General features: G+C 64.5%; 20 protein-coding genes. 14 read left to right on the top strand and 6 right to left on the bottom strand.

What is annotated here, in order from left to right; all coding sequences use genetic code 11:
* Positions 1–97: 97 nt before the first annotated feature.
* The 3 genes from ACH5AO_RS12405 to ACH5AO_RS12395 form a co-directional block, all read right to left on the bottom strand.
* A complete protein-coding gene (locus ACH5AO_RS12405; protein ID WP_398924194.1) occupies positions 98–433 on the bottom strand; it encodes a YnfA family protein in 336 nt (111 codons plus the stop codon).
* A 71-nt stretch (positions 434–504) separates the two neighbouring features.
* A complete protein-coding gene (locus tag ACH5AO_RS12400; protein ID WP_398924193.1) occupies positions 505–1,974 on the bottom strand; it encodes a DUF4157 domain-containing protein in 1,470 nt (489 codons plus the stop codon).
* A gap of 252 nt (positions 1,975–2,226) precedes the next feature.
* Complete coding sequence (locus ACH5AO_RS12395; protein ID WP_398924192.1) at positions 2,227–2,844, bottom strand: hypothetical protein; 618 nt, start codon at positions 2,842–2,844, stop codon at positions 2,227–2,229.
* Between ACH5AO_RS12395 and ACH5AO_RS12390 the strand changes: the two genes are divergently transcribed.
* Entirely contained in the window at positions 2,837–3,487 is a 651-nt protein-coding gene (locus ACH5AO_RS12390) for an HNH endonuclease (protein ID WP_398924191.1), read from the top strand. The two genes, ACH5AO_RS12395 and ACH5AO_RS12390, sit on opposite strands and share 8 nt — an antisense overlap.
* Before the next feature lie 29 nt (positions 3,488–3,516).
* Here ACH5AO_RS12390 and ACH5AO_RS12385 read toward each other — a convergent pair whose 3' ends face one another.
* Both ACH5AO_RS12385 and ACH5AO_RS12380 read right to left on the bottom strand, forming a co-directional pair.
* Entirely contained in the window at positions 3,517–3,708 is a 192-nt protein-coding gene (locus ACH5AO_RS12385; protein WP_398924190.1) for a hypothetical protein, read from the bottom strand.
* An 11-nt stretch (positions 3,709–3,719) separates the two neighbouring features.
* A complete protein-coding gene (locus ACH5AO_RS12380; RefSeq protein WP_398924189.1) occupies positions 3,720–4,571 on the bottom strand; it encodes a helix-turn-helix domain-containing protein in 852 nt (283 codons plus the stop codon).
* A gap of 255 nt (positions 4,572–4,826) precedes the next feature.
* Here ACH5AO_RS12380 and ACH5AO_RS12375 point away from each other — a divergent pair, with 255 nt between their 5' ends.
* From ACH5AO_RS12375 to ACH5AO_RS12365, 3 genes are all read left to right on the top strand, one after another.
* Positions 4,827–5,240: an ATP-binding protein gene (locus ACH5AO_RS12375; RefSeq protein ID WP_398924188.1), complete on the top strand. Its 414-nt coding sequence runs from the start codon at positions 4,827–4,829 to the stop codon at positions 5,238–5,240.
* Positions 5,241–5,846: 606 nt separating this feature from the next.
* Positions 5,847–6,503 (top strand): DUF6308 family protein, encoded by a 657-nt coding sequence (locus ACH5AO_RS12370; RefSeq protein ID WP_398924187.1) that lies wholly within the window; start codon positions 5,847–5,849, stop codon positions 6,501–6,503.
* A gap of 104 nt (positions 6,504–6,607) precedes the next feature.
* The gene (locus ACH5AO_RS12365) at positions 6,608–8,044 is read left to right on the top strand and encodes a DNA phosphorothioation-associated putative methyltransferase (protein WP_398924186.1); all 1,437 of its coding nucleotides are present in this window, start codon (positions 6,608–6,610) and stop codon (positions 8,042–8,044) included.
* Positions 8,045–8,050: 6 nt separating this feature from the next.
* Here the strand turns inward: ACH5AO_RS12365 and dndA are convergent, their stop codons facing one another.
* Positions 8,051–9,205, bottom strand: a complete 1,155-nt coding sequence (dndA, locus tag ACH5AO_RS12360) for a cysteine desulfurase DndA (RefSeq protein WP_398924185.1) — start codon at positions 9,203–9,205, stop codon at positions 8,051–8,053.
* A gap of 245 nt (positions 9,206–9,450) precedes the next feature.
* Here dndA and dndB point away from each other — a divergent pair, with 245 nt between their 5' ends.
* The 10 genes from dndB to ACH5AO_RS12310 all read left to right on the top strand — a co-directional run bounded on the left by dndB (position 9,451) and on the right by ACH5AO_RS12310 (position 25,063).
* Positions 9,451–10,590: a DNA sulfur modification protein DndB gene (gene dndB / locus ACH5AO_RS12355; protein WP_398924184.1), complete on the top strand. Its 1,140-nt coding sequence runs from the start codon at positions 9,451–9,453 to the stop codon at positions 10,588–10,590.
* Complete coding sequence (gene dndC, locus ACH5AO_RS12350) at positions 10,587–12,167, top strand: DNA phosphorothioation system sulfurtransferase DndC (protein ID WP_398924183.1); 1,581 nt, start codon at positions 10,587–10,589, stop codon at positions 12,165–12,167. Before dndB ends, dndC begins: the two co-directional genes overlap by 4 nt.
* The gene (gene dndD / locus ACH5AO_RS12345) at positions 12,154–14,181 is read left to right on the top strand and encodes a DNA sulfur modification protein DndD (RefSeq protein WP_398924182.1); all 2,028 of its coding nucleotides are present in this window, start codon (positions 12,154–12,156) and stop codon (positions 14,179–14,181) included. Before dndC ends, dndD begins: the two co-directional genes overlap by 14 nt.
* Entirely contained in the window at positions 14,171–14,551 is a 381-nt protein-coding gene (gene dndE, locus ACH5AO_RS12340; RefSeq protein WP_398924181.1) for a DNA sulfur modification protein DndE, read from the top strand. Before dndD ends, dndE begins: the two co-directional genes overlap by 11 nt.
* A 915-nt stretch (positions 14,552–15,466) precedes the next feature.
* Positions 15,467–17,446 (top strand): hypothetical protein, encoded by a 1,980-nt coding sequence (locus tag ACH5AO_RS12335; protein ID WP_398924180.1) that lies wholly within the window; start codon positions 15,467–15,469, stop codon positions 17,444–17,446.
* A complete protein-coding gene (locus ACH5AO_RS12330; RefSeq protein WP_398924410.1) occupies positions 17,446–19,590 on the top strand; it encodes a DEAD/DEAH box helicase family protein in 2,145 nt (714 codons plus the stop codon). The genes ACH5AO_RS12335 and ACH5AO_RS12330 overlap by 1 nt, the downstream gene beginning before the upstream one ends.
* A 46-nt stretch (positions 19,591–19,636) precedes the next feature.
* Positions 19,637–19,801, top strand: a complete 165-nt coding sequence (locus ACH5AO_RS12325) for a hypothetical protein (RefSeq protein WP_190152738.1) — start codon at positions 19,637–19,639, stop codon at positions 19,799–19,801.
* Positions 19,798–21,855: an AAA family ATPase gene (locus ACH5AO_RS12320; protein ID WP_398924179.1), complete on the top strand. Its 2,058-nt coding sequence runs from the start codon at positions 19,798–19,800 to the stop codon at positions 21,853–21,855. The genes ACH5AO_RS12325 and ACH5AO_RS12320 overlap by 4 nt, the downstream gene beginning before the upstream one ends.
* The gene (locus tag ACH5AO_RS12315) at positions 21,855–22,319 is read left to right on the top strand and encodes a DNA phosphorothioation-associated protein 4 (protein WP_398924178.1); all 465 of its coding nucleotides are present in this window, start codon (positions 21,855–21,857) and stop codon (positions 22,317–22,319) included. Before ACH5AO_RS12320 ends, ACH5AO_RS12315 begins: the two co-directional genes overlap by 1 nt.
* A gap of 149 nt (positions 22,320–22,468) precedes the next feature.
* Positions 22,469–25,063, top strand: a complete 2,595-nt coding sequence (locus ACH5AO_RS12310) for a hypothetical protein (protein WP_398924177.1) — start codon at positions 22,469–22,471, stop codon at positions 25,061–25,063.
* The last annotated feature ends 32 nt before the right edge of the window (positions 25,064–25,095 follow it).

The following is a 25,095-nucleotide window of genomic DNA, read 5'->3' as shown; positions in this document are numbered from 1 at the left end:
CACGCCCGGCGCTCCACCCACGCCACCCACCGCCGGACCCACGGACGCACACCGCACCCGAGGAAACCTTCAGAAGGAGCAGGTCAGGAGAAGCGGCTCAGTGGCTGCGCGGCGCATACATGATCACAGCCATGCCCGCCAGGCAGACCAGGGCGCCGATGACGTCGAAGCGGTCCGGCCGGTACCCGTCCGCGACCACGCCCCAGGCGATCGAACCCGCGACGAAGATCCCGCCGTACGCGGCGAGGATGCGCCCGAAGTCGTCGTCGGACTGGAAGGTGGCCACCACCCCGTACAGCCCGAGGGCGATGACACCGGCGCCGATCCAGATCCACCCCTTGTGCTCGCGGATGCCCTGCCAGACCAGCCAGGCGCCGCCGATCTCGAACAGGGCGGCGACGGCGAACAGGGCGACGGAACGGGCGACAACCATGCCGGCGACCCTACCGCCGGTCCTCACCGATGATCTTCAGCAGGCCGCCGGCCCCGTGCCGCCCGCTGCGGCTAGTACTCCTGCGTCTCGTCGTTCCACCGGTGGCCGGCGCGCTTCGTCACGTCCTGGATGTCCTGGACGAACAACTGGAACAGCAACTGGGTGGCCTCGGTGTCCGAGCCGAGGCTGAGGCTGAAGTCCCCGATGTCCTCCAGCTTCATGCCGACGTACCCGGTGAGACTTCCCTCGTTGCCGGAAGCCGTGGAGAATTCGCGGCCCTGCGCCCCGTGGATCCTCCGGAGGGCCGCGGGTGCCCCCGTCTCGCCGGCCAGCGCCATGTATCTGGGGTCGAACAACTGTTCGTGCGCGCCCTTCTTGAGCGTGAACTCCAGTACGCGGGTCGCCGGACCGCCGACGACCCTGCCGTTGGGGGCCCTCTCCGCCGTCTCGAAGTGCTGCTTGTGGTTGCGCGCGTAGTAGTCGTACGCCTGGTCCCAGTCGCCGAGGTGCTTCTTGACCGGCATGGCGCCGACGGTGGAGCCCGGTTGGTTCTTGGCCGCGTGGTACTTCTCCGTGATCCTCGGATCGCGCTGGTTCTCGCGCAGCCAGGCCTCGGTGCCCTCCCGTTTGCCGGCCCCCTGCCACTCGAGGATCGCGTCGGCCTCCTCGACGGTCATGGTCCGGAACACCCGCAGTTCCTTCTGCCCCTCCTTCGCGCCCTGCGCCGCCAGCTCCGTGAGGAGTTGGTGGGCCACGTCCTTGAGGATCTCGGTGAGGTTCCGGCCGCCCCCCGGCGCTTTGGGTCTCACCGCGGGGAGGCCCTCGGCCTGCTGCTCCCAGTGGCGGTTGGTCCACACGTCCTGGACGTTCTCGGGGCTCTGGACCCGTTGCAGGGTCCCCCCGAGGACGCTGCGCTGCGCCGGCACCGCCTCCGTCCCGTCCTCCGCCGCGAAGGCGGCCGTGGGCGTGGCCGCGGGCCGACCGGACAGCGCGCGGTGCGCGTTCGCCTCGGCCTCGCGCTCGAAGCGGTCGGTGGGATCGGAGATCCGCAGCCCGTCACCGTGGTCGGTGCCGGCCACGGGGCCCTGGCGCTGCTGGATGACGTGGGTGAGTTCGTGGGCGAGGGTGTGCCGGTCGCCCCCGCCGCCGCCGATGACGACATGGCTGCCGGAGGTGTAGGCGCGGGCCCCGATCTCAGCGGCCGAGCGCCGGGCGGCGGCGTCGTCGTGGACCCGGACGTCGGAGAAGTCCGCGCCCAGCCGGGACTCCATGTCCGCACGGGTGACCTCGTCCAGTGGACGCCCGGGGGAACGCAGCACGCGGGGCACGGTGGAACGCTGCACCGGGGCCTGCGCGCCGGAGTGCCCGGCCCGGCGGAGCATCTGCACGGCGGCGGCGTTGCCCGCGCCGCGCTGCACGGCGAGCGGCGCCATGGGCGCGAGCGGGCCCGCGACGGGCGCGGCCGGCGCCACGTCCGCCCGGCGCGCCGGAGGGCGGGCCTTCGCCTCGTCGGACGACGTGCCGGTTTCTCGCGTACGCATGCGGGGCGGGCCTCTCTGCGGGCAGATCGGGTGTCCGTTCCTGCATACCGTGCCCGGGGTGCCGCGGTGAAGGGCGATTCAGGCACAATCCCCTGGCCGTTAGGGCAACCCACCTGTCCCCGCCGTGAAGGCCCCGACCGGACGGGGCGGGCGGACCCCGGAGTCGCCGCACGTCGATGAGACAGGGGAAGGGGTCCCGGCGGAACTCAGCGCGGTCGTGTACGGGGCCCGGTTCACATGCCGCATGGATTGTCATACCGTCCGACTAATCTTCGCCGTATGGGGCTTGACGACATCAGGTACGAAGACGTCATCGCGGCGACCGAGGAGTTCCGCGATCTGGGCCGGGACGACTTCCTCCAGACGTACGGCTTCGGGCGAGCCAGGTCGTACGAGCTGGTCCTGGACGGTCTCCGCTACGACTCGAAGGCCATCACCGGTGTCGCCCACGGGCACGCCACAGGCGAGTTCCTCCGCGCGGGGGACTTCAGCGGCGGCGCGGCCACGGTGGCACGACGCCTGCGCGAGCTCGGCTTCGTGGTGGAGACCGAGGAGGCACCCCTCGACCGCGCCACCCTGCTGAAGCGCCTCCGGAAACTCAAGGTCTCCCGCGGCCCCGGAAACCCCGAACCCAGCCGACACCAGCCGTTGAGCCTCCTGTGGGCGATATCCCGCGCAGCCGACGAGCGGCCCCGCCTGGCCCCGTGGCCACAGTTCCGGGACGAGGTCGGCCCGCTCCTGGTCGAGTTCGGCCTCCCCAACGCGAAGGCCACACCGGAGTACCCGTTCTGGCACCTCCGGGGCAGCGGACTGTGGGAGGTCCAGGGCATACCCCCCCGAGCCGGCCAAGAGGATGCCGAAGGTGAGCACCCTCGACGCGCACCACCCGCAGGCAGGCTTCACGGAGGAGGCCGCCGCCCTCCTCCAGGACCCGGTCACCCGCCTCGACGCCATCGCCACGATCTGCGAGACGTACCTCCAGGACGTCGACCGCCAGGCCCTCTTCGAGCGCGTGGGCCTCGCCGGATACACCACGGCTGGCAGCCTCCTGAGCCCGTCGGAGGACGAGAACGGCGACACCGGCGCGGACGACGAACACGGACGTACGACCACCCCCGCACCGCGCCGTGCCGCGACCCGCTCCGTCATCGTCCGCGACGAGGCCTTGGCCAGGAAGGTCAAGGAACTCGAGGGCGACCGGTGCCAGATCTGCGACACGACGCTCCGCCGCCTGAACCGCCCGTACAGCGAGGCCGCGCACATAAGAGGCCTGGGCAGACCCCACCACGGCCCCGACGAACTCCACAACCTCCTGTGCCTGTGCGCCAACTGCCACGTCCTCTTCGACGGCCTGGAGATCTACGTCGACCCTGACGGCCTGGTCAGAGGCACGAGGGACGACAGGGAACCCCGCCCCCTCCGCCGCGCCCCCGCACACCCGATCGACGAGGCACACATCGGCTACCACCGCGACCTCTGCACCCTCAACACCCGCAAGCCCACCACCGACTGACCCGGCCTGCGACCGGGACGCCACGACCCCTACAGCAGGTGGTCGGCCTTACCGGCCTTGATCTCGGTGATGAGGGTGCGCAGGGCTTCGAGGGAGTCGGTGAGAGGGCTCTCCTCCTGACCGGCGACCGCTATGTACCCGTTGCCTTCGGCATCGGTACCGAGACGGAAGCAGGAGCTGCCCTCGCCACAGAACGGGGCTTCCCAGGTGATGACAGCCATGTGGCCACTCCTCATAGTTGGTGACTGATCTCGCGGATGAAGTCGCGGGACCGCTCCGGGGACAGTGCCAGACCTTCCAACAAGTCGAGTTGGGCGCGGTATTTCGCGAGTTGGCCGTCGGTGTGGAGGAAGTCCGGCCCATGCGAGTTGTCGATCTGCACGGTGTCGAGCTGCCGCACAGGCCCCTCGGCGTAGACCACCGTCTGTCCCGCGCCTGGGAAGGCGCCGCGGTCGAAGGGAAGCACGAGCACGGTGACGTTGTCCCACTCGGAGACCTCCAGCAGGTACTCCAACTGCCCCCGGGCGACGTCCCGTCCCCCGAACTGCATTCGAAGCGCCGCTTCGTGGATCACGGCCACGTACGGAACCGGATCGTCACGGGTGATCACACTCTGGCGCTCCGAACGATGGGCCAGACGAAGAGCGACCTCATGCTCGGGAAGTTGCGGGACGACGGCGCGGAAGATGGCCATGGCGTGCTCCGACGTCTGGAGCAGCCCCGGCACGTGCACGGTGTTCGCACCCCGCAGACGTACCGCATAGGCCTCGGTTTCGGAGATGTCCAGTAACCCCTGGGGCAAGCTGCCCCGGTAGCGCTCCCACCATCCCGCCTGGCTCGGCTCCGCCATCGCGACGAGGGCATTGATGTACATCTCGTCGGTGCAGTCGCAGTTGCAGGCCAGCGTGCGCAGCCGTTCGGCGTTGATGCCGCGCAGTCCGGACTCCATGTTGGAAATCCGGCTCCGGTCGACGCCGAGGAGCCCTGCGGCGTACTCCGCGGACATGCCGGCTGTGGTGCGCATTCTGCGCAGTTCACTACCCAAGCGCTTCTGACGTTGAGTGAGGATCGTCCTCGGGGTCACGACGTTCCTTCCGTGCGATGCGGTGTCCGAATCAGTCCTATAAGCACAAGTTCACCGCATCAAGGCCATTATTTCGGACCACATGGCAAATGTGGCCCCTCCTGTTCTACTGTCAGTATCGCGCAAGCTACACAACGCGATGCCGGAAGTGCACCGCGCGAGCATGCCCGCCTGCCCTGGGACGGGTGTGCCCGCGACCAGGGCGGTAGGCCACCGGCGAGCCCCGAACCCCCTACAACAGCACTGGAGTTCGTCATGCCCGAAATCCCCCTGGTGCCCGTTCACTGGCACTTCCCCGCCCACCCCGCCTCCGTACGGAGGGCCCGCCACGCCGTCACCGAATCGCTGCCGCACGTCCTCCGCCCGCACCTGGGCGACGACCTGAGCCTGCTGACCTCCGAACTGGTCACCAACGCCATCCGCCACGGAGCCTCCCGGGAGGACGAGGACCTCATCGAACTCGTGCTGTGGCCGGCCGACGGCCACTACTGGCTCGCCGTCTCCGACCCCGGCACCGGCAAGCCCGCACTGTCCCACCCGGACGCGGCCTCTGAGAGCGGCCGGGGCCTTCTCCTCGTCGACAGCCTCGCCACCGCCTGGACCGTCCGCCCTCGCCCCACACGCGGAACCTCCGTGGTCGCGGGCCTCTCCTTCCGCCAGGGCGGGTGACCCGACGGAGCGGTCATCAGGGTCGGTCGGACGGCACGGTCCTGCTGGTGCTGTCCGACCGGCTGGCCCAACTTGGCGGAGTCGGGGATATCGAGCACGGCCGTCGACCAGGCTGGCCGCCGTGAGTGCGCTACGCACTCACCCCGAGTGGACACTGCCTCGACCTTGCCTTCCAGACTCTGCGGGGCTGAGGGCGGAAGCCTCGATACAAGACGGCGAAACTGAGAGCAGTCGTGCGACAAGCTCTCTTCGCTAACCGGCTTACCAGCCGTATCATCTGCGACGATCTCCAAGATTCCGTCCACACCTGGCCCGGCCACCGCCTCGGGCGGCGTCCGTCTGCACGTAGGCGAAGACGCCGACCTCAGTTTCCGCTGGTGACGGGGTCTTTGGGTACCTTCTCCAAGGCGTCCTCGACAGGATTCGAACCTGCGCACATGACTCCGGAGAGGGCTCGGCTACCAGGTATCGCCGCAGGCCACAGCTCTATAGGTGGCTGTTGGGCGAGTATGGGGGCCGCGCATAGCCCACAGCTCGTAGCATGAGCGTTGCTCTGATCAGAGCGATGGCGCTGCCGTACTAATCATCGAGGCTGCCGGGGGCTACGTGAGGACCATCGGAACACTGCGTGGTTGTGCCGAGAAGCATCTGCAGACCTACACAGACCCCCGAGGACTCAGAGCCTTCCATACGTATGACTGGCAGGGTGACCCGGCACGGCTGAGCCCGTTGGACTGCTTGGCGCCGGCCCTGCTGAGCGTTCGCATCGGCTACAAGCAGGTGGTCCCGTTGTTCCACCCTGATGGCCCGGGGGCCGAAGTCCTTCAGGCCATGGAAGCAGTGCTTGCGGACAAGGCGTGTATGACGGCGGACTTCTTGGACGTGACGCTGGATCCGTCGACGGGCCCCTGGTCACTGGTGGACCGGGCATTGGTTGCTACAGGTGAAGCCGGCGGTACGGGACTCCCCGCCTTCAAGGCTGTTGCCGTCACCAAGATTCTTCATCGCAAGCGACCGAACCTGGTGCCAATTTTCGACAGCAGCATCTACCAGTTCTACGTCGGCGAAAAGCCGGTTGCTGGAGCCTATAAGGACACCCCTCGGCGTTTGTGGCCACTCTTCCAAGGAGCCCTACGCCGTGAGCGAGATTGGCTCCAAGACCTCATCGTCCCCATTCGCAAGCCTGATGGGAGACCTCTCAGCCTTCTTCGAGCAGCAGACATCATCATCTGGGAGCACACGGCCAGCGGATGCACCACGTGACGGTGCTTGCTGACACTTGGGGCATGTTCGTCGTTGCACGAGCGTGCTGACTGGGTGTCTTCTACTCTGCTGATGGTGTCGTTACCTAGACGCGGGTGTCTCTTATGCAGCAAACCTGGGGTAGTGAGCGTAGGCGGACGGCTATTGGGCGGATAGCGTTGTCGGTCCCTGCGCGTCAGGCATTGGCAGATCGCCAGTTGGTACCTGAACGGACGATCCTCGACTATGGCTGTGGCCGTGGTGACGATGTCAGAGCTTTGCAGCAGCTGGATTGCCGGGTGGTGGGATGGGATCCGTATTACCGCTCTGACACGCAACTAGTCGTCAGCGAAGTGGTGTTGTTGACCTACGTGTTGAACGTGATCGAGGATCCGGCAGAGCGTCGGCAGACCTTGGAGCAGGCGTGGGAGCTGGCCTCTACTCTGCTGGTGGTCTCAGCCCGGCTGACATGGGAGAAGTCGAAGGTCCACGGTCAGGAGTACGGGGACGGCTTGCTGACGAGCCGACAGACGTTTCAGCACCTGTATGCCGCGAGTGAGTTGCGCGAGTACGTGGAGCAGGTGACCGGCGCGCGGGTTATGGCGGCTGCGCCCGGGGTTGTCTACGCATTCCGGGACGAGGGCGCCCGTCTGAGCTATCTGGCGCAGCGGGTGATCCCGGATGCCGAGTGGCTTGCTTCCGAGGACACTGCCTCAGCGGTGAGTGCGGTGGTGGACTTCTTCGAACGCAGGGGACGTCCGCCGCGCATTGAGGAGATGCCGCGGACCGTTGCGGAGCTGTTGGCTCACCTGCGGCCCGGCGACGTCAAGCGCCTGGTGCGGGAAGGTGCTGATCCTGAGCGGGCCACTGCGGGGGCTAAGCGATCGACGTTGAACACGTTGCTCTACCTGGCGGTGGAGCTGTTCAACGGGCGTGGGCCGTTCGGGAGTCTGCCAGTGAGCTTGCAGCAGGACGTGCGCACGTTCTTCAGTTCCTACAAGGAGGCGTGTCAGCGGGCTGACCGACTGTTGTTGAAGCTCCGCGACGATGGCTATGTACGCAACGCCATGAACGCCTCCGTTGCCGGCAAGATGACTCCGACGGCGCTGTATGTGCATCGACGCGCGCTGGAGCGGATCCCGACGGTATTGCGCTTGTACGAGCACTGCGCATCGATTGCTGCCGGCCGCCCGGAGCGGTGGACGGTGGCAAAGCTCAAGCATCAGGGGCGAGCGGTGTCGTGGCTGGATTACCCGGACTTCGACAAAGACCCGCATCCGCGTGTCAGATCCTCCTACATGGTGGACCTACAGACGCTCCAGGCATCCCATCTCTCCTATGAGAGCTCGACCAATCGCCCCCTGCTCCACCGCAAACACGAATTCCTGGCACCGGATGATCCAGACGTGCCGCGATACCGCCGGTTGACTGAGTCGGAGACGCGGGCCGGGTTGTATGAACGGCCGCACCTGATCGGAACCGAGAACGGCTGGGAGGCCGAGCTCGTCAGGTGCGGCCGGCAGCTACGCGGACACCGTCTGGTGCGTCGCACCGAAGCTTAGGGCTGGTCAGTCTTCCTCAGGCTGCATGTGGGCGATGGTCTCGGCAATGGGCAGCGGGTCAAAGTCCCTCGCCTGCGAAGGGAACCAGGAAAACCGCAGCCCATTGGCGGCCACATCGTCGGGAAGGCCCATCGCCTGGAGGACGTGGCTAGGGGTATAGGAGGCACTGGTGCACGCCGAACCTGTTGCGATGGCGACCTGGTCCTTGAGCCGGACGATCAGTGCTTCCGCGTTCAGCTGGTCGAAGGAGACGTTCAGGATGTGCGGCACGGCGTGTGTCTGATCTCCGTTGAGGCGGAAGCGCGTCTTGCCGAGCGCTTCCAAGATCTGCTCGCGCATCGCCCGCGCGTCGCGCTCCCAGTTGTCCCGGCTCTCGTGGAAAATTTTCGCGGCTTCGTAGAGGCCCATGATCAGAGGGACGGGGAGGGTTCCAGGACGCAGTTTCCTCTCCTGGCCACCGCCGAACATGATCGGTTCCAGCGGCGCCTTGTCCCAGCCGCGACGTCGTGTGATGAGCGCTCCAACCCCCTTCGGCGCGCCGATCTTGTGGCCGCTGATGCTGATCAGGTCGATTGGTGCGGACAGGTCACCGGCGATCTTGCCGTATCCCTGGGCAGCGTCCACGTGCAAGTAGGTAGGCGTGGCCCGGAGGCGTTCGGCTAGCTCGGCGACCGGCTGGATGATCCCGGTCTCGTTGTTGACGTGCATCAGAGACACCGCGAGCGTGTCGGGGCGCAGGTGCTCCATTACCTGCTCAACGATGATGCGGCCGGACGGGCCCGGTTCAAGAAAGTCCACAGCGAAGCCGCGGGTCTCCGCGAGGTGCGCCAAGGGCTCGAGGACGGCCTTGTGCTCGATGGCGGACGTGATGATGTGCTTCCGGCCGGTGCGCTCGCCGAATGGAGCGAGGCCGAGCAGGGCGATGTTGTTGGACTCCGTGGCTCCGCTGGTGAAGATGACTTCCTCGGTCTTGGCACCCACGGTGCTCGCGAGGAAGGAACGAGCTTGTTGGACCGCCTTCTTGGCGCGGGCGCCGTACTCGTGAGTGCGGCTGCCGGCGTTGCCGAAATCTTCGGTCATCCAGTGCAGAACGACATCAGCGACCCTGGGGTCCACCCGTGTCGTCGCCGCCACGTCCAGATACGCCACCACGGCGCTCACCCGCCTCTTTGCACGCTTCCATGACAAGTCGTACGTCAAGTGATTAACGTACACGCTGGACTGCGGGGTACGAAGCCGATGCCTCGCGGCATCGACACTGGATCTGCGGTACCTCTCCTGGGGGACAGCCTGGTCTCCAGGAGCATCACCCAGGGGAACGGTACGTCATCTCACACGTCTGGGTACGTCGAGGTAAGAGTGACGTACGTTTCTCGAGAGACGTACGGACGCGCTAGAGTGCATGGGTGCAGACTGAAGCGGCGAGCAAGACTGCGGGGCGGGCTGCCTCGCGGGTGTCAACGGGCTTTGAATACACCTTCCCTGCGATCCGCGGGGTTCAGGCGGGGCGGGAGTTCTATGCCTCGATGTGCCCGCTGCGGCTCATCCCGAAAATCTTCCTCTTCGACGAAGACGATCTTTCTGCGGAGCTGAGAGCCCAGCGAGTGCTCAATAAGGGGCGTCTGCCGGCGCTCGCCCGCTACATTTTGGACAATCCCGACGACTATGTCTTCAGTGCCCTGACCGCTTCTGTGGACGGGGACATGGTGTTCGAAAGTCAGGGCGCAGAGGGATCCGCTCACCGCACGGGGCAGCTGCGCATCCCCATGGATGCTCGCTTCCTCATCAACGATGGGCAGCATCGCCGTGCTGCCATCGAACTGGCGTTGAAGGAGAACCCCGACCTCGGGGACGAGACCATCGCCGTCGTCTTTTTCCATGACGCCGGTCTTTCCCGCTCTCAGCAGATGTTTGCCGACCTCAACCGGCACGCCGTCCGCCCGGCACGCTCCATCGGTGTCCTGTATGACCATCGGGACGTCAACGCTCAGATCACCCGAGCCCTCACCGAGCGCTCGTCCATCTTCAAGGGTTTCGTGGAGATGGAGAAGAGCACCCTGTCCGCTCGCTCGCGCAAGCTGTTCACCCTCAGTGCCCTGTATTACGGCAACCAGTCCCTGCTTCAAGGCCTCGAGCTGAAGCAGGACGAGGCAACCCAGCTGGTGCAGTCGTTCTGGGAGGCTATGGATGCGGCGCTGCCGGAGTGGGGAATGGTGCGCAGTAAGCAGCTCTCCGCTCAGGAGATGCGCCGGGACTTCATCCATAGTCACGGTATCGCTCTGCATGCGCTCGGTCGCATCGGCAACTCGCTCCTGCGGGAGTCTGGCAAGACAACCGCATGGAAAAAGCGGCTGACTCCGCTGAAGGACGTGGACTGGTCCCGGGCCAATACCGATTGGGAGGGACGCGCCATCGTCGGCGGCCGCGTCTCCAAAAGCCATCAAAATATGACATTGACCGTCAATTACCTGCGTAAGTATCTGGGCCTGGAGCTGAGCCCGGAAGAGCAGCGTGTAGAAGACGCATACCTGCGAGGCGAGGCATGACCACCATCCCCCTCAACCTCGGGCTCACCCCCGTACGTCGTAAGCCGTTCGACGGACGTTCCCTGGACGAGGTCGTCACCGAGCTGACGGAAGAAATCCGCGAGCTCTACACCGCCGACCAAGTTCCCTGGGTCATCGGTTACAGCGGCGGCAAGGATTCCACCGCCGTCCTGCAACTGGTGTGGATGGCCCTTAAGGGCCTGCCCGCCGATCAGCGCACCAAGACTGTGCATGTCATCAGCACTGACACCCTGGTGGAGAACCCGGTAGTCGCTGCCTGGGTGTCTGCCTCGTTGGGCACCATGCAGGATGCGGCGCAGGCGCAGGACCTGCCAATCGAGCCACACCGGCTTACCCCCGAAATCAAGGACACCTTCTGGGTGAATCTGATCGGCCGGGGCTACCCCGCTCCGCGCCCGAAGTTCCGCTGGTGCACTGAACGTCTGAAGATCAAGCCGTCGAACTCCTTCATCCGCAGTGTGGTCGCCGCCCACGGCGAGGCGATCATGGTGCTGGGCATCCGCAAGGCGGAAAGCCAAGCCCGTGCCCGCGCCATGGAGAAGCACGAGAAGCGCCGCGTCCGCGACCGTCTCTCTCCCAATGCCAACTTGCCCAACTCCCTCGTCTACAGCCCTGTTGAGGACTGGACCAACGACGATGTGTGGGAGTTCCTGATGCAAAAGCCCAATCCCTGGGGCTACAACAATCAGGATCTCCTCACCATGTACCAGGGTGCCTCCGGCGACGGCGAATGCCCGCTCGTCGTCGACTCCAGCACTCCCTCCTGCGGCTCCAGCCGCTTCGGTTGCTGGACCTGCACCCTCGTTGAAGAGGACAAGTCCATGTCCGCCATGATCCAGAATGACGAGGAAAAGGAGTGGATGCTTCCTTTGCTGGAGCTGCGTAACAGGCTTGACGCACCCTTCGGACACTACGAGGAGGGCGACCCCGATCTCCCGCCCGGCCGCAAGGCTCCCTTCCCGCGTCCGGACAAGCCGGCTCGTGACTTCCGCCGGATGAATGGCAAAGTAATGCTGTTCAACGACGGTGCTATCCATGGCCCTTACTTGCAGTCCTACCGAGAGGAGTGGCTGGAGGAACTGCTTAAGGCCCAGACCTGGATCCGTGCTCACGCTCCTGAGCACGTGCAGAACATCGAATTGATCACGCTCGAGGAACTGCACGAGATCCGCCGGATCTGGGTGTTCGACAAGCATGAGGTCGAAGACAGCCTGCCGCGGATCTATCAGGAGACCACCGGGGAAGCCTTCCCTGGCGGCCCACTCGACGAGCAGCTCGTCATGGGCTCCGACGAGATGGACGTCCTCAAGAAGGTTTGCGACGGCGACGATCTGCACTACGACATGGTCCGTGAACTCCTCGCCGTTGAGCGGAAGTACCGCACCATGGCCCGCCGCTCCGGCCTGTTCCAGGCACTGGAACAGGCCGTACAGAAGGGCTATTACGAAGACCGCGAAGACGCCGTGGAATTTGCCACACGTAAGAAAAAGTGGCGCGACGACATCGCCGAGAACCTGACCTTCGACGACGAAAACGAACTCGATGCTCCTGCGTAAGATCACCCTCGAAGAATTCGGGGCCTACCGCGGAAAACAGTCTCTTGATCTCACCCCCAAGAAGAACAAGCCGATCATTCTGATCGGCGGGTTGAACGGGTGCGGCAAGACGACTCTCCTCGATGCCATCCAGTTGGCGCTCTACGGCAACCGTGCCCGCTGCAGTGGCCGCGGCACCAGGGCGTACGAGACGTACCTGCGGGAGAGCATCAACCGCAAGGCGGACCCCAGCCGTGGCTCCGCCATCACTCTTGAGTTCACCGTCATGGTCGGCGGGCAAGAGCAGCACTACCGGGTCGTCCGTAGCTGGCACATCAGCGGCAAGACCCTCAAAGAGTTCCTTAACGTCTACGTCGACGAGACCTACGGCGAACGCGTAAAGGCCCAGCGAGGCGCAGAGCCGGAGGGTAAGTTCAACCGGCTGCTCAGCGAGGGTTGGGCCGACCACGTCGAGTCCCTGCTCCCGCTGGAGATCGCCTCCCTCGCCTTCTTCGACGGCGAGAAGATCGAATCACTGGCCAACCCTGAACGGGCAGCATCCGTCATCGAGTCGGCCGTGCACTCTCTGCTGGGCGTGAGTACCGTCCAGCAGTTGCGCAACGACCTTCTGGCCCTGCAGCGGCGTCAGAAACTCTCCGACGAGGAACAGCACCTCCTGGACAACATCCGCGCTCAGGAAACAGAACGCGATGCGGCGCTGGCCCAGTACGACATCGCCCACCAGGAACTGGCTCAATCCCGCACCGAACTCGGCAAGGCGCAGCGCAAGCTGGACAGCCTAGAGAAGGCGTTCGCAGGCGAGGGCGGCGAGCTGTTCACCCGGCGGGTCGAGCTGGAGAACGACAAGAAGCAGACTGCCTCCCAGCTGGCCCAGATCCGCACCGAGCTCACGCAGCTCGCCGCAGGATCCTTGCCGCTACTGATGACCAAGCCACTCCTGGAGGATGTACGCCGCCAAGCCGAGAGCGAGCAGGAAGCGAAGCAGTCCGCCCAGGTCCTTGAGGTTCTGGAGGAACGCGACCGGTGGCTGCTGGACCTGGTTCCCGATGCCGCTCGCGCCGAGGTCATCAAGCGACTGGAAGGCGATCGCGCCGAGCGCGCTGCCCGGACGCAGCTGCCGGTGGATCTGCACCTGCCGCACGACGTACTCGCCCAGCTCTCCCTCCTCGACGAACTGCTCAAGCGGGATACCGAGCGCGCCGCGCAGCTGCTCGAGCGTGCGACGGAGCTGACTGAGCAACTGGACCAGGTGGACAGGCAACTCGCCGGCGTTCCGGCCCAGGACAAGGTCGAAGCCCTCCAGGTGGCGAGGGATGAGCAGATCGTGGAGGTCGCCCGCCGCGAAGCTGCCCGTGACCGCGCCGTGGCCAAGCTGGAGGATCTCAAGCGGCGCCGTGAGCACGTGACCACGCTGCTGGAGCGTGCGCACAAGGAGTTCGTCCGCACCAAGGTCAAGGCGGAAGAAGTCGAGCGGATCATCAAGTACTCCGAGAAGGCTCGCGAGACTCTTGAGCGTTTCGGCTCCGCGCTTCTCGAGCGGCACATCAGCCGGCTCGAAGTAGCAGTCCTGCAGAGCTTCAAGGTCCTCATGCGCAAGCAGGCTCTCGTGCACGATCTGCGCATCGATACCGACAAGTTCACCCTCACCCTGACGGATGCCGACGGCGAACCCATCGACCCCGCGCGCCTGAGCGCGGGTGAGCGCCAGCTCCTGGCCGTCTCGCTGCTGTGGGGTTTGATGCGGGTTGCCGGTAACCGGCTGCCCAGCGTCATCGACACCCCCCTGGGCCGTCTCGACAGCCGCCACCGCGAGCACCTCGTCGACCGCTACTTCCCCAACGCCAGCGACCAGGTCCTCCTTCTGTCCACCGATGAAGAGATCGACGAGTACCTGCTGGGCCGTCTGCAGAAGTCCGTCGCCCATACCTACACGCTCGTCCACGACGACACCGAGTTCACCACTGCCGTCGTCGAAGGCTACTGGTGGAATGCAGGAGCACAGCATGTCGGTTGACAACGTCCGCCTGTCCCAGCCGGCCAAGGACCGGTTGGTCTACCTCAAGCGCACCACCGGCATCACCCAGTGGAACGTCCTGTGCCGCTGGGCGCTGCTGCTGTCGCTGAAAGACCCCTCCACCCCGCTGGTGAAGGACATCGTCACCGACTCCAACGTCGAGATGAGTTGGAAGACCTTCGCCGGCCAGCACGGCGACCTCTACCTGGCCCTGCTCAAGCAGCGTTGCGTCGCCATAGGCATGGAGCCCACCGACGACAACATCCAGCGCGTCCTGACTGTCCACCTACACCGCGGCATCGGCTACCTCGGCGCCGACAAGAAGATGGCCACGATTGAGGGCATGGTCGGCGCCGTCGTGCTCACCTGACCTGACACATCACCTGCCCGATCCCCCCAGGCCTGAGGGTCCTGGGGGGATCGGCGTATGTGCACCCCTGCACCGGATGGTCTGCAGGGATGCCGCCCTTTTCTTCCTAGGGTCGACGGGCATGCCGTACTCATTCAAACGTGTAAGCCCTGTACAAGACCGCGTCGGACGCAAGCGGTCAAGATGTGATCACTTTGTGAAAGCGATAGGGGTCGGAGGTGGCTGTAGGCGGTCAGGTGCCGTTGTGTCGACCAAGTGTATGGCTGTCGTAACGCTCGAATGCTGCTGTAGCCGACGCTTGTCGGCGCCTGGTCTGAACAGTCGGTGGTCGGCATAAGGGGGTCGGCATCTGTTGTTCCTGCTGGTAGGAGTCTCTGGCAGATGCTTTGCCCTTGCCACCGATGCGCCTAGGTCGGCAGCCCGGGGCGCTGCGTTCGATCACAAACTGATGTCTGGGGCAACCATCCGGGGGTCCCGCGTGTCAGTGTGGTCGTCTACGCTAATTTTTCACAAAAGGCTGCAAGCGCAACCTGCGCCGCGTTCGGGGGAGAGGATCCAGCATCAGTGCAAGTACAGACCGAAGTCTTCAGCGGTTCCCTACCGAGCTGAACGGTTCGCTACATGCGGGTGCATGAAGGGCGCTGGCGTGGGTGTAGCCCAGCTCTCAGGGCGACCAAGCGAGCGAGGGCTTCCTGTGATTGTCCTGACGGTACGCGGGCTACCACAGACCGTTACCCGTTACCGCCTTGTGCGGCCACGGCTCCTACATTGCCGGCGTCGAGGAGACTGAAGACGAGCCGGTAACCAGTGGGAACGATCTTCTGAGTCAGTGAGCCGTGCTCAGTGGCGACGACTCAAAGCAGTCCTTGCCGCTGGCACCACAGCAGGTTCATCGGCACGAACAGGGTGGGAAAGATGTCAGATTCGCTCTCGTTGCTCAAGCCAACGTGGCGCATCGTGCTGCCATGGCTGGATCAGCTGGGGCCTGAGCAATTGCTCGCACTCCAGCGGATGGGAGGGCCGGCACAGTGGTGGCTGCACGAGACGCCGGAAGAGACGAGCGCGCGCCGCCCGTACATGGACGACGTCTTCGACCTGCTCGCGTCGTTCCTGGGTTGGGCTGGCGAGCCCGAGCTGGACGCGCGCCCTTTGCATCTGCTGCTTCCGTCGCTGCCGCAGCAGATGCCGACGGCAGAGCTGGAACTGGAAACGATGGCATTGGACGTCCTGCTGGCTGCAGGCGGCAGGGTACTAGCCGACGTCGCCCTTCTGACACCGTCGAGCATCGCCAGCCTGGCGAAGGTCCGCACCGACACAAAGCGCGACATCCTTGCCGCACTCGTGCGTGCCGCAGCCCTGTTCCCACAGCTGAGCCTGCCTCAGGACGAACCCCCGCACGCGCCCAGTTCACCCGCGCACATCGAGCCGGAGAGCCCCGACCATGCAGTCCAAGGATGGTTCGTTTCTCTAGACGCCCGCCAGCAGGACCTGATCACTCTGCACCTATGTGCACGAGCCCCCATACCAGTCGATGAACTGGCCGTCCGCTACCGCACCATGCGGTCGTGGATGACACGGCTGTTGGAGGAGCTGCCTAAGCAGCTGCAGGATATGGCGCTGACATCCCCCAAGCTGGCATGTGCCTTGCAGCTGTTTGAGACCGCAACGCAGACGCCCGTTACTCGCGCGGACCTGATAGACCACCATCCCTGGCTCGCCGACCGGCTGCCCGGTAGCGAAGTACGGGTGCTTGATCTCCTGCTTGCCCTGCACTGGTCGGGAAGCAGCGATGACAACTGGCTGTTCAGCGGTTCGCTGGCGCATGCCCGCAAGCTGACCCGCAGTGCACTTGGTCTGGTCCCGGGGGAGGTGTTGTCGCTGACCGCAGCTGTGCGGATACTGAAGGAAACGGGGCATCCCCTCAAAACCACCGAGCCGTGGCTTCAGTACTGCGGGCTGCGTGTCATCGGCGGCCAGAGTGTTGAACTTGCGCCTCAACAGCAGTCCTCTGCCGCGTCCCACCAAGAAGAAGTGGCAGATGGCGACTATGAACTGTCGGCACCCCGCCCCGCTGCCCCGCTCAGCGATGCGACTGCAACTGAGCCCGCCTCTTCTCCTCCTTCCTCAACACACACGGATGCCCGTCCTGAGTGGGTGCCGGAGAGAGTGTCACGGCTGGACGAGGTCTTCGAGCAGCTTCGCGTGTATGCCTGCCAGCAGCGCCCAGGGGAACAGCTGACCGACCTGCTGCGGGACAGCGAAGAGCTGCCCGATCCGCTGCGGACCCTGATGGCACGTGCCCTTGCCGCGGTCGCTACCCCCAACGGCTGGCAGCTGCCTGACGAAGCTCCTGTCCCCGATGTCTCCGAGGATTTTGCCGACGGTCCCGGAAACGAGCCCGTCGAACCCGGCGCTGCGCGACGCGTACCGCTCACCGACCGGGCTTTGGCCATACTTGAGGAACTCGGCTATCCCCTGGATTGGCCGCTCCTGGTCGAACGCATGGGCCCGGGCGTGAACGTCCGCTCGCTGAAGGCTCAGCTGTCCAAAGACGACCGGTTCGTGCGCAGTGACGTGAACTCTTGGGCACTCACGCAGTGGGGACTGCGCCCTTACACCAGCATCAAGGAACTGATTGCACAGGAGGTGGACCGGTCAGGCGGTTCAATTCCCACTGATGAACTGGTCGCCATCTTGACTCGCGAGTTCACCATCGCCGCCGCCAGTGTCCGGGTGTCCGCCTCATCGCCTCCCTTTACCGCGCGCGATGGTGTGGTTCGCTGGCTCAGCGATGTCCGCCGCGATCAGAAAAGCGAACAGCCTCTGGCCGGTGGTGCCGGCCCCGATAACGATGGGCCGTCCTCCGAGGACCTGATCAATCTCATGGGACTGTGATGACCCGGCACCCCGACGGGTTGCGTGCAACGGGCCTGCACGCCGACTACCGCAGTGACCGCTGTGACATCGTCCGCGACTTCTACGTCCCTGCTCTCGCGGCGGCGGCCTCCTACGACCGCGCTGTCGGATACTTCAGTGCTTCTGTGCTGGCCGTACTCGGTCAGGGGCTGGACGATTTCGCTGCTCGCGGCGGGACAATGCGCATCATCGCCTCCCCGCAGCTCACCGCCGACGATGTGGAGCAGATCCACGCTGGATACGAACTGCGGGCTGTGCTGGAACAAGCTGCCGTACGGGATCTGGAGCAGGCGGCCCAGGACCCGCGTGCAGCGAGCGGGCTGGGCAAGCTCGGCCTGCTCATCGCTAATGGCCGCCTTGATATCAAGCTCGCCTACATCAATTCCCACAATCGGGTCGGCATTTATCACGAGAAGATCGGCGTCTTTCGTGATGGTCGCGACCTGGTCTCCTTCAAAGGCAGCGCGAACGAGACTATGCCGGGGCTGGTCGGTAACTTCGAATCCATCGAGGTCTTCCGTACCTGGGAGCCCGGGGACCAGAGTCGTGCTGTACGCATAAGTCAAGACTTTGAAGACCTTTGGGAAGACCGGACTGCGCTGCTGCGGGTGATTGACTTCACTGCCGCCGCTCACACGGTGATCCAACGCTGCGCGCGGTCCACCGCACCCGAAGGGGAGCTGCCTGTGTTGGACGGCACCTTGATCACCATGCCTCGCCTGGAAACTTCCGGACGGTTGACGATCCCTGGCGAACTGACTGTACGGGACTACCAGAAACAAGCCGTCGAACGCTGGTTTGGCCAAGGCGGCAGGGGGATCCTGCGCATGGCCACCGGTACGGGTAAAACCTTGACCGCGCTGTCGGCCGCAGCTCAGCTGACCCGCGTGCTGCAAAAACGCGGCGAAGGACTGCTCACTCTCGTCATCGCCCCGTACCAGCACCTGGTCGACCAGTGGTGCAAAGACATCACCTGGTTCGGTGTGCAGCCCATCCGCGCCTACGAATCCACCAGCAGTTGGTACGGCAAAGCCTCTTCGCTCCTGGATGCGCTTGCCCTGGGCAGTGCCCAGGGCGGAGTTCTGGTCACCACCAACGCCACCTTCGCAGCCGGCCCGCTGCAGTCGATCCTGGATCGCTACCGCGGCCGCCTCCTCGTAATCGCGGATGAATGTCACAACCTCGGCGCCAAACGGCTGCGAGAGAAACTTCCCGCATCTGCCGCCTACCGACTGGGGTTGTCGGCCACACCGGAGCGCTGGTTCGATGACCAGGGCACCGCAGCACTGACGGACTACTTCGGTGATGTTGTCTTCGAAATGGGCATCGGCGACGCCATCCGCGCCGGAGCCCTTTGCCGCTACATCTACACACCCGTTCTGGTTGAACTGGACGACGAGGAGGCTTACCTCTATGCGGAGGTAACCGAAAAAATTGCCAAGATCATCGCAGCTGAGGGTATGCCCCATGACACCGATGACGACAGCCCTCTGGGGCAGCTCCTGCGGCGACGCTCCAACATTCTCGGGCACACTCGTGCCAAGCTGCCTGCCCTGCACCGCGAAATCATGGCTCGTCGCAATGACTGGTATCAGCTGCTGTATTGCGCCGAGGGCCGTCACCCCCTGTCCTATGAGGGTGGTGATCCGGCCGAGCCGACCCAGCTGCAGCAGGCCCTGGCCTTGGTGGGCACGCAGTTGCGCATGCCGGCGGCCCCGTACACCGCCGAAACTAAACGCCCTGAACGCCAGCACCTGCTGCGCCAGTTCGCTACCGGAACGCAGCTTCAGGTCTTGCTGTCGATGAAGTGTCTCGATGAAGGAGTGGACGTGCCGGCCGCACGCACGGCCTACCTCCTTGCCAGCTCCTCCAACCCGCGGCAGTTCATTCAGCGCCGCGGCCGCGTCCTGCGCAAGGCGCCGGGAAAGGAACGCGCGGACATCGTCGATTTCATCGTGGTTCCTCCCAGCACCGCCAGTGATCTGCAGCACGAGACCGAGCGCCGCATGGTGGCCCGTGAGCTGGCGCGAGTGACGGAGTTCGCCCGGCTTGCCGACAATGAGGCACACACTCTCGACGTCCTGCGCCCCCTGCGTCTGCGCTACGGGCTCATGGACACCTGACAGTACGTGCAAGACCGACGGACAACCCTACATGTGGAGAAAGAGCATGGGGACTACGGAAAGCCTGAAAGACATCATGGACGGCCTGTCGCCGGAAGCCAGGAAGCTCGTGGCGAAAGTATGGCAACTTGAGCGTGAGCACCTGCATGTGAAGAACCCGACCCTGCTCACGGACGAGATTGTCCGCGCCGCCAAGGAGCTGGCCAAGTGAAACTGCTCAAGCTCACGCTGGAAAATTTCCGTGTTTTCTACGGAACTCAGCAAATTGATCTGGATGTCACTCCGGAGAAGCCGGCCATCCTCATCTTCGGCATGAACGGTGCGGGCAAGACTACCTTGCTGAACGCGTTCACGTGGGCGCTGTACGGTGCTTTCTCTGACGATGTCGAGCACCAGGAACGCGTGATCAACGACCATGCGTGGATGCAGACTCCCTTCGGTGGGGTGGTCAGCGCCTCGGTAAAGGTTGAGTTCGAGCACGAGGGACTGTTGTTCACCGTGCTGCGGACGGTCACGGCAACCAAGAACACCGAAGAGCAGGTCGCGTCGGCGGCGAAGCTCATCGTCACCGAATCCGAGCACGGAGTCAGCACCACCGTCACCAATGGCCAGGACCGCATACAGAAAATCCTCCCTGAAGGTTTGCGGCAGTTCTTCTTCTTCAACGGTGAGCGCATGGAGCGTATGTTCACCGGAGACCGTACGGACGAGGTCAAGCAGGCGATCAAGACCCTGATGGGGCTTGAAGAGATTGAGCGGGCCATCGCCACCCACCTGCCGAATGCTTCACGAAAGCTCAGTCGGCAGATCGGCAGCAACGGCGATGGACGCCTGCAGGCGCTGATGGCTGAACAAGAACGGCTGGACCAGCGTAAGCTTGATGTCCACAAAAAGTTGTTGGAGCTCTCTGAGACTGCCGGCGGCTACGAACGTGAAGTGGAGGCGGCCAACCAGGCACTCCTTGCCAACGGCAAAGCGGCGCCACTGCAACGCCAGCGTGCCAAGCTGAAGGTGCGCTTGGATGAGCTAGTGGCCAAGAGGGTTGAACGCCAGGAGAAGAAGCGCGAGCTGCTTGCCAGGAGCAGCTTCCTTGCCTTCACCAGCGGCATCGATACCCAGGTCTTGGATCTCGCCGAAGGGATGCGTAAGCGTCGGGAGCTGCCTGCGGGTATCCAGCGCGACTACATCGACGGCCTCCTCGATGACGGACTGTGTATGTGTGGGCGCGACCTGCCCGAAGGATCTCAAGCGCGGATGGCACTGGAGGAACGCCGATACAACGCCGGACTTGCCGACGTCGAGACCCGCTGGATGTATTTGCGTGGCAAGGCAGCCGACCTGACTTTGGCGCGGGCGGACCTCCTGGCAAAACTGCGGGAGTGCGTCTCCGACATCGAAGAAATTGAGTCTTCGATCCGGCAGATCGACGCAGAAGAGAGCGACATCGCCCGCGAGCTGAAGGGCGTCAATGTGATGGACGTCCAGCGTCTGGAGGAGCGGCGCAAGGAGTTCGATCGCAAGCGCCTGGACGCCCTGCAGCAGCATCGTGAGGCACAGTCCCAGCTGGCTGAGCTGGACGAGCAGATTGAGAAGGTCAAGCGTCAGTTCCACTCCGCACGGGTGCAGGACGAGGAGTCCAAGCGCATCCAGCGGCAAGTGACCCTGGTTGACGAGGTTCTCACCGCCTTTCAACGGATTCTGGCGGTCAAGACTGAGGAGGTCCGCCAGCAGCTCGACCAGAAGGTCAAGAGCGTCTTCGGGCGGATTTGCATCAAGCCTTTCACCCCCCACCTCACTCCCGCCTTCGCGTTGGAGTTGGTCAACCACTCGGCCGGTGTCGCCGCTGCCCGCAGCACCGGCGAGAACCAGATCCTGGGCCTGTCATTCGTCGGCGCCGTCTCTGAACTGGCCAAGGAGACGCACGACCGCAAGCAGAAGACACCCGACGCAGTCCTGGGAGGCGGAGGAGTGTATCCGGTCGTCATGGATGCTCCGTTCGGAAACCTCGATGTCGCCTACCAGAACGACATTGCCGAATCCCTTCCCAAGCTCACCTCTCAGATCGTCACCCTGCTGTCGAAGTCGCAGTCCCGCGGCATGGTGCTTGACCATCTTGGAGGCGCGGCATCCCGCATGTATGTACTGCGTTCTTACATCACGAACACCGACGCCGACGAAGACACCATCAGTATCGATGGCCGCGACTACCCCTACGTCTCCCACGGCGACTTCAACCACACCGTCCTGGAAGAGGTGACCATCTGATGGCCGTCGAGATCCGCTTTCGCCGCCCGGCCGAACACGAAGAGCTGTTGTCTCTCCTCACGGGTAAGGATGGCCCTTTCCGCGCCAATTACGAGGCACTGCTGTTCGCCGCCTCCCTGGGCCATCGAAAGGAACGACGTGTTCCGTTTGAGAAGTCCGGGGAGGGGATCCGCTACGCACTGGTGGAGAACCGTGAATACGGCGACGTGCTCATCGACCTGATCGCGGCGGCCGAAGTGCCCGAGGACGCAAAGATCCTCGCTGATGACCGGCTTGCCGAGCGGTTGAGGATTTTCGAGGAGTACGCCAATGGCGGCCTGCACTGCCTCCAGGCAGAGATCAACACCCGGGGCAGCAGGGACCTTGTCGCCATCGTCAGCTCGCTCGTGCTCGATGCGCTCACCCCCACCGCGGACACCACCGACGACCCCGTCAAGGACATGCTGGACGCCTTGGAGTGGTAACCCAACGCACCGGTCGGTCACAACGCTGGCCGGTGCGTTCTCCCACTGGAGGACCTCCTGCGCCGCCTCGCACCGCGCCAGGCACTCCACCTCAGCAGGCGGTAACTCCCGCTGTCCGACCATCGAACGCACGAGATGCGGGACCACACGTGACTGGCTTGATCGAATCCACGCCGCCCTGGCACCACGTCCTCGCCGATCTGCTACCGGCTCTCCGCTTCGGCGATCCGCACCAATTGGGTCCCGTACTGAACGACGTTCGCCTACCAGACACTTGGTGGGTCCGCACACCGCTGTGCGACGTCATCGCCACCACCAGTGCAGCAGAGGTAGCCCAGCATGCCGCACGTGCACTCTCAGTCCACTGGCCGCACCTGAGGCTTGGTACGGCCTTGCCTCAGTTGTGTTTCTGCCCTGAAGGCCAGCAGGCGGACCTCACCAGCACCATCGCCCACACCGTTGGCGAGGAGACACTCCCGCAGCTCGTCCTCCCCCTGCTCCGCCCCTTCCTCACCGGCGGACGCGACTTGAAGCAACCCGCCGCCGACACTGAAACCGCCGAACTCAGCACGGACGTCGCTGCTCTCACCGCCCTGCTGGCCCGTTTGCTGCCAGCCGACGCACCGGCAGCCGTCCACGCGGCCGCAGCCACATTGTGCGCATGGACTCAGCAGTCAGGGCACGACAGTGATACCTCCCGCCCTGTAGGCCGGCCCGTTGCCGTGAGGCCGCCCGCACCTGCCAGTACCACGGTGCGCGCTCTGGCCGTACAACCGCTCGATGCACTCGCTCCCCTCATTGACAGCTGGAGCGAACGGCATCTGGCCATCGCGGCCGGACGCACCCTCGGCCAGAACCGAACCTCTCTGGAAAACCTCGGCGAGCAGTTTGGAGTCAGCCGCGAACGAGCACGACAGATCCAGGTTGAGCTTGAGAAGAATCTTCATCAATGGCTGCACTCCGACGACGGTCAGCCGTTCCTCAGTCACCTCCTTGCGGTCCAGGACCACCTCGGACCGGTGGCCACCGAGGAAGCCTTGCGCCTGCTGCACCCTGAGCACGAGCAGACCGTTGTCGCTCTTGCCCTCCCTTTGTGGCAAGTCATTGCCGCACTGTTGCCCGATCGCACTTGGACTAGCGGATGGCTGGTGCAAGGCGAACTTGATCAGCGTTTGGAGCACACACGCATTGAGCTCACCAAACGCTGCACATCCTCGGCGCCCGCCTGGCCGGACATCGTAAGTCTGCTGGTCCAGCACGGCATTCGTGACACCGATGCCGACGCTTGGCTGCAGACGGTCAAGGGCTTTCGCGTCCTTGACGGGCATCTACTGCCCTGGGGCCGCTCGATCAGTGATCGGGCCGAAGCCGTCCTGACGCTGGTGGGCCACCCCCTGTCGATGGAAGAGCTCTACAGTCGCCTGGACGACACCACCGCCCTGGCCAGTCTGCGCAACCAGATCCAAACCGACGAACGCTTCATACGACGTGACCGCGACCTGTACGGACTGCGCCGATGGGGCGGCACCGAGTACCTCGGCATTCGGGAAATGATCAATCGAGAGCTTGAGCATGCCGGGGGAGCGGCTCCGATCGAGGACATCGTCAGCGCGCTCTGCTCGCAGTTCGACGTATCGGAGAGGTCCGTCCGCGCCTACCTCGCAGCCCCGGAATATGACCGCTTCCAGCGCGGCTGGGTCCGCCTGAGCACCCTCGAAGCCTCCGCACTCGCCGACTATCAGCCTCGACGTGACGTCGCACAGACCCGGCGCTGTTTCCAGACCAGCCACGGTACTTGGTGTTACAGGCTCGACGTCAACGGCGAGCACCTGCGGGGCTCCGGCTTCACCATCCCCACCGGCTTCGCCGCGTACCTCGGCCTTACTCCTGGAAGCCGGCTGGAGCTGTTCCACGATGTCGGCACCACCCAGTTGGTCTGGCGTAATCAGCCGACCTGTGGCTCTCTGCGTACCCTGCTCGAGCACATACAGGCCGACGAGGGAGACCATGTGTTTCTCGCAGCCAAGGACGGGCATCTCAAGGCGCTACGCCTGGCGGAGAAGGACGAACGCGACCTCACCGATACGCAGCAAGCCCTGCGCCTGATGGCCCTGTCCGGTCAGGTCCCAGATAAGGACATGCCGGCGGTGGTGGGGCGGCGCATCGGTCTGAATGACGCCACGACGATGGATGACGTCCTCGCACACCTGCGCACACGAGGCGACAAGGACATTCTCGAACTGCTCAGCCCGCAATACTTCACCGCGCTCGACATCCCTGGTCCTCCCGCCACGGCGCCCGATGCATCCAACGAGCCCATCCCGGGATCCGGCAGCACCGCAGCCGAGCAGGCCCCGCAACCCACCAGCGAACCTACCGAGGACGTGCTGTCCTCTCCCACTGCACGAGATGCCGCCTGGGACGAAGAGATCATTCCTCTGCTGGACCCAGACAGTGAAGCCGATCTGATCGATGTAGCCCGGGCGGTCGCCGACCGCGGCAAGACCGCCCCGATCTTCGGCTACGAACTCGGTGACGGCGGCTGGCAAGCCGACTTCGCCTGGGCCCAAGACACGGTCAGAGTTGCAGTCGTCGCCTCACTCAACGCCGACCCCAGCCCGGAAACCGAACGCCGCGACAGCGCCTACCAAGCCGCCGGCTGGACCATCCACACTGCTGCCGACTGGCTCACCCACCTCGAAGAGCTGGTCGCCAGGCTCCCCGACGCTGCGGCTGACAACTGACCTCGGCGCCCCCAGACCGTATTTCTCCCACT

The sequence above is a fragment of the Streptomyces sp. NPDC018964 genome (assembly GCF_044390325.1).
Classification (GTDB): Bacteria; Actinomycetota; Actinomycetes; order Streptomycetales; family Streptomycetaceae; genus Streptomyces.
This window is presented reverse-complemented; position numbering and strand designations above follow the sequence as displayed.

What these genes read in the sequence shown, in the direction of transcription:
- ACH5AO_RS12405 (WP_398924194.1), bottom strand. Translation starts at nt 433, where the DNA reads ATGGTTGTCGCCCGTTCCGTCGCCCTGTTCGCCGTCGCCGCCCTGTTC.
- ACH5AO_RS12400 (WP_398924193.1), bottom strand. Translation starts at nt 1,974, where the DNA reads ATGCGTACGCGAGAAACCGGCACGTCGTCCGACGAGGCGAAGGCCCGC.
- ACH5AO_RS12385 (WP_398924190.1), bottom strand. Translation starts at nt 3,708, where the DNA reads ATGGCTGTCATCACCTGGGAAGCCCCGTTCTGTGGCGAGGGCAGCTCC.
- ACH5AO_RS12375 (WP_398924188.1), top strand. Translation starts at nt 4,827, where the DNA reads ATGCCCGAAATCCCCCTGGTGCCCGTTCACTGGCACTTCCCCGCCCAC.
- ACH5AO_RS12365 (WP_398924186.1), top strand. Translation starts at nt 6,608, where the DNA reads ATGCAGCAAACCTGGGGTAGTGAGCGTAGGCGGACGGCTATTGGGCGG.
- dndC (WP_398924183.1), top strand. Translation starts at nt 10,587, where the DNA reads ATGACCACCATCCCCCTCAACCTCGGGCTCACCCCCGTACGTCGTAAG.
- dndD (WP_398924182.1), top strand. Translation starts at nt 12,154, where the DNA reads ATGCTCCTGCGTAAGATCACCCTCGAAGAATTCGGGGCCTACCGCGGA.
- dndE (WP_398924181.1), top strand. Translation starts at nt 14,171, where the DNA reads ATGTCGGTTGACAACGTCCGCCTGTCCCAGCCGGCCAAGGACCGGTTG.
- ACH5AO_RS12335 (WP_398924180.1), top strand. Translation starts at nt 15,467, where the DNA reads ATGTCAGATTCGCTCTCGTTGCTCAAGCCAACGTGGCGCATCGTGCTG.
- ACH5AO_RS12330 (WP_398924410.1), top strand. Translation starts at nt 17,446, where the DNA reads ATGACCCGGCACCCCGACGGGTTGCGTGCAACGGGCCTGCACGCCGAC.
- ACH5AO_RS12325 (WP_190152738.1), top strand. Translation starts at nt 19,637, where the DNA reads ATGGGGACTACGGAAAGCCTGAAAGACATCATGGACGGCCTGTCGCCG.
- ACH5AO_RS12315 (WP_398924178.1), top strand. Translation starts at nt 21,855, where the DNA reads ATGGCCGTCGAGATCCGCTTTCGCCGCCCGGCCGAACACGAAGAGCTG.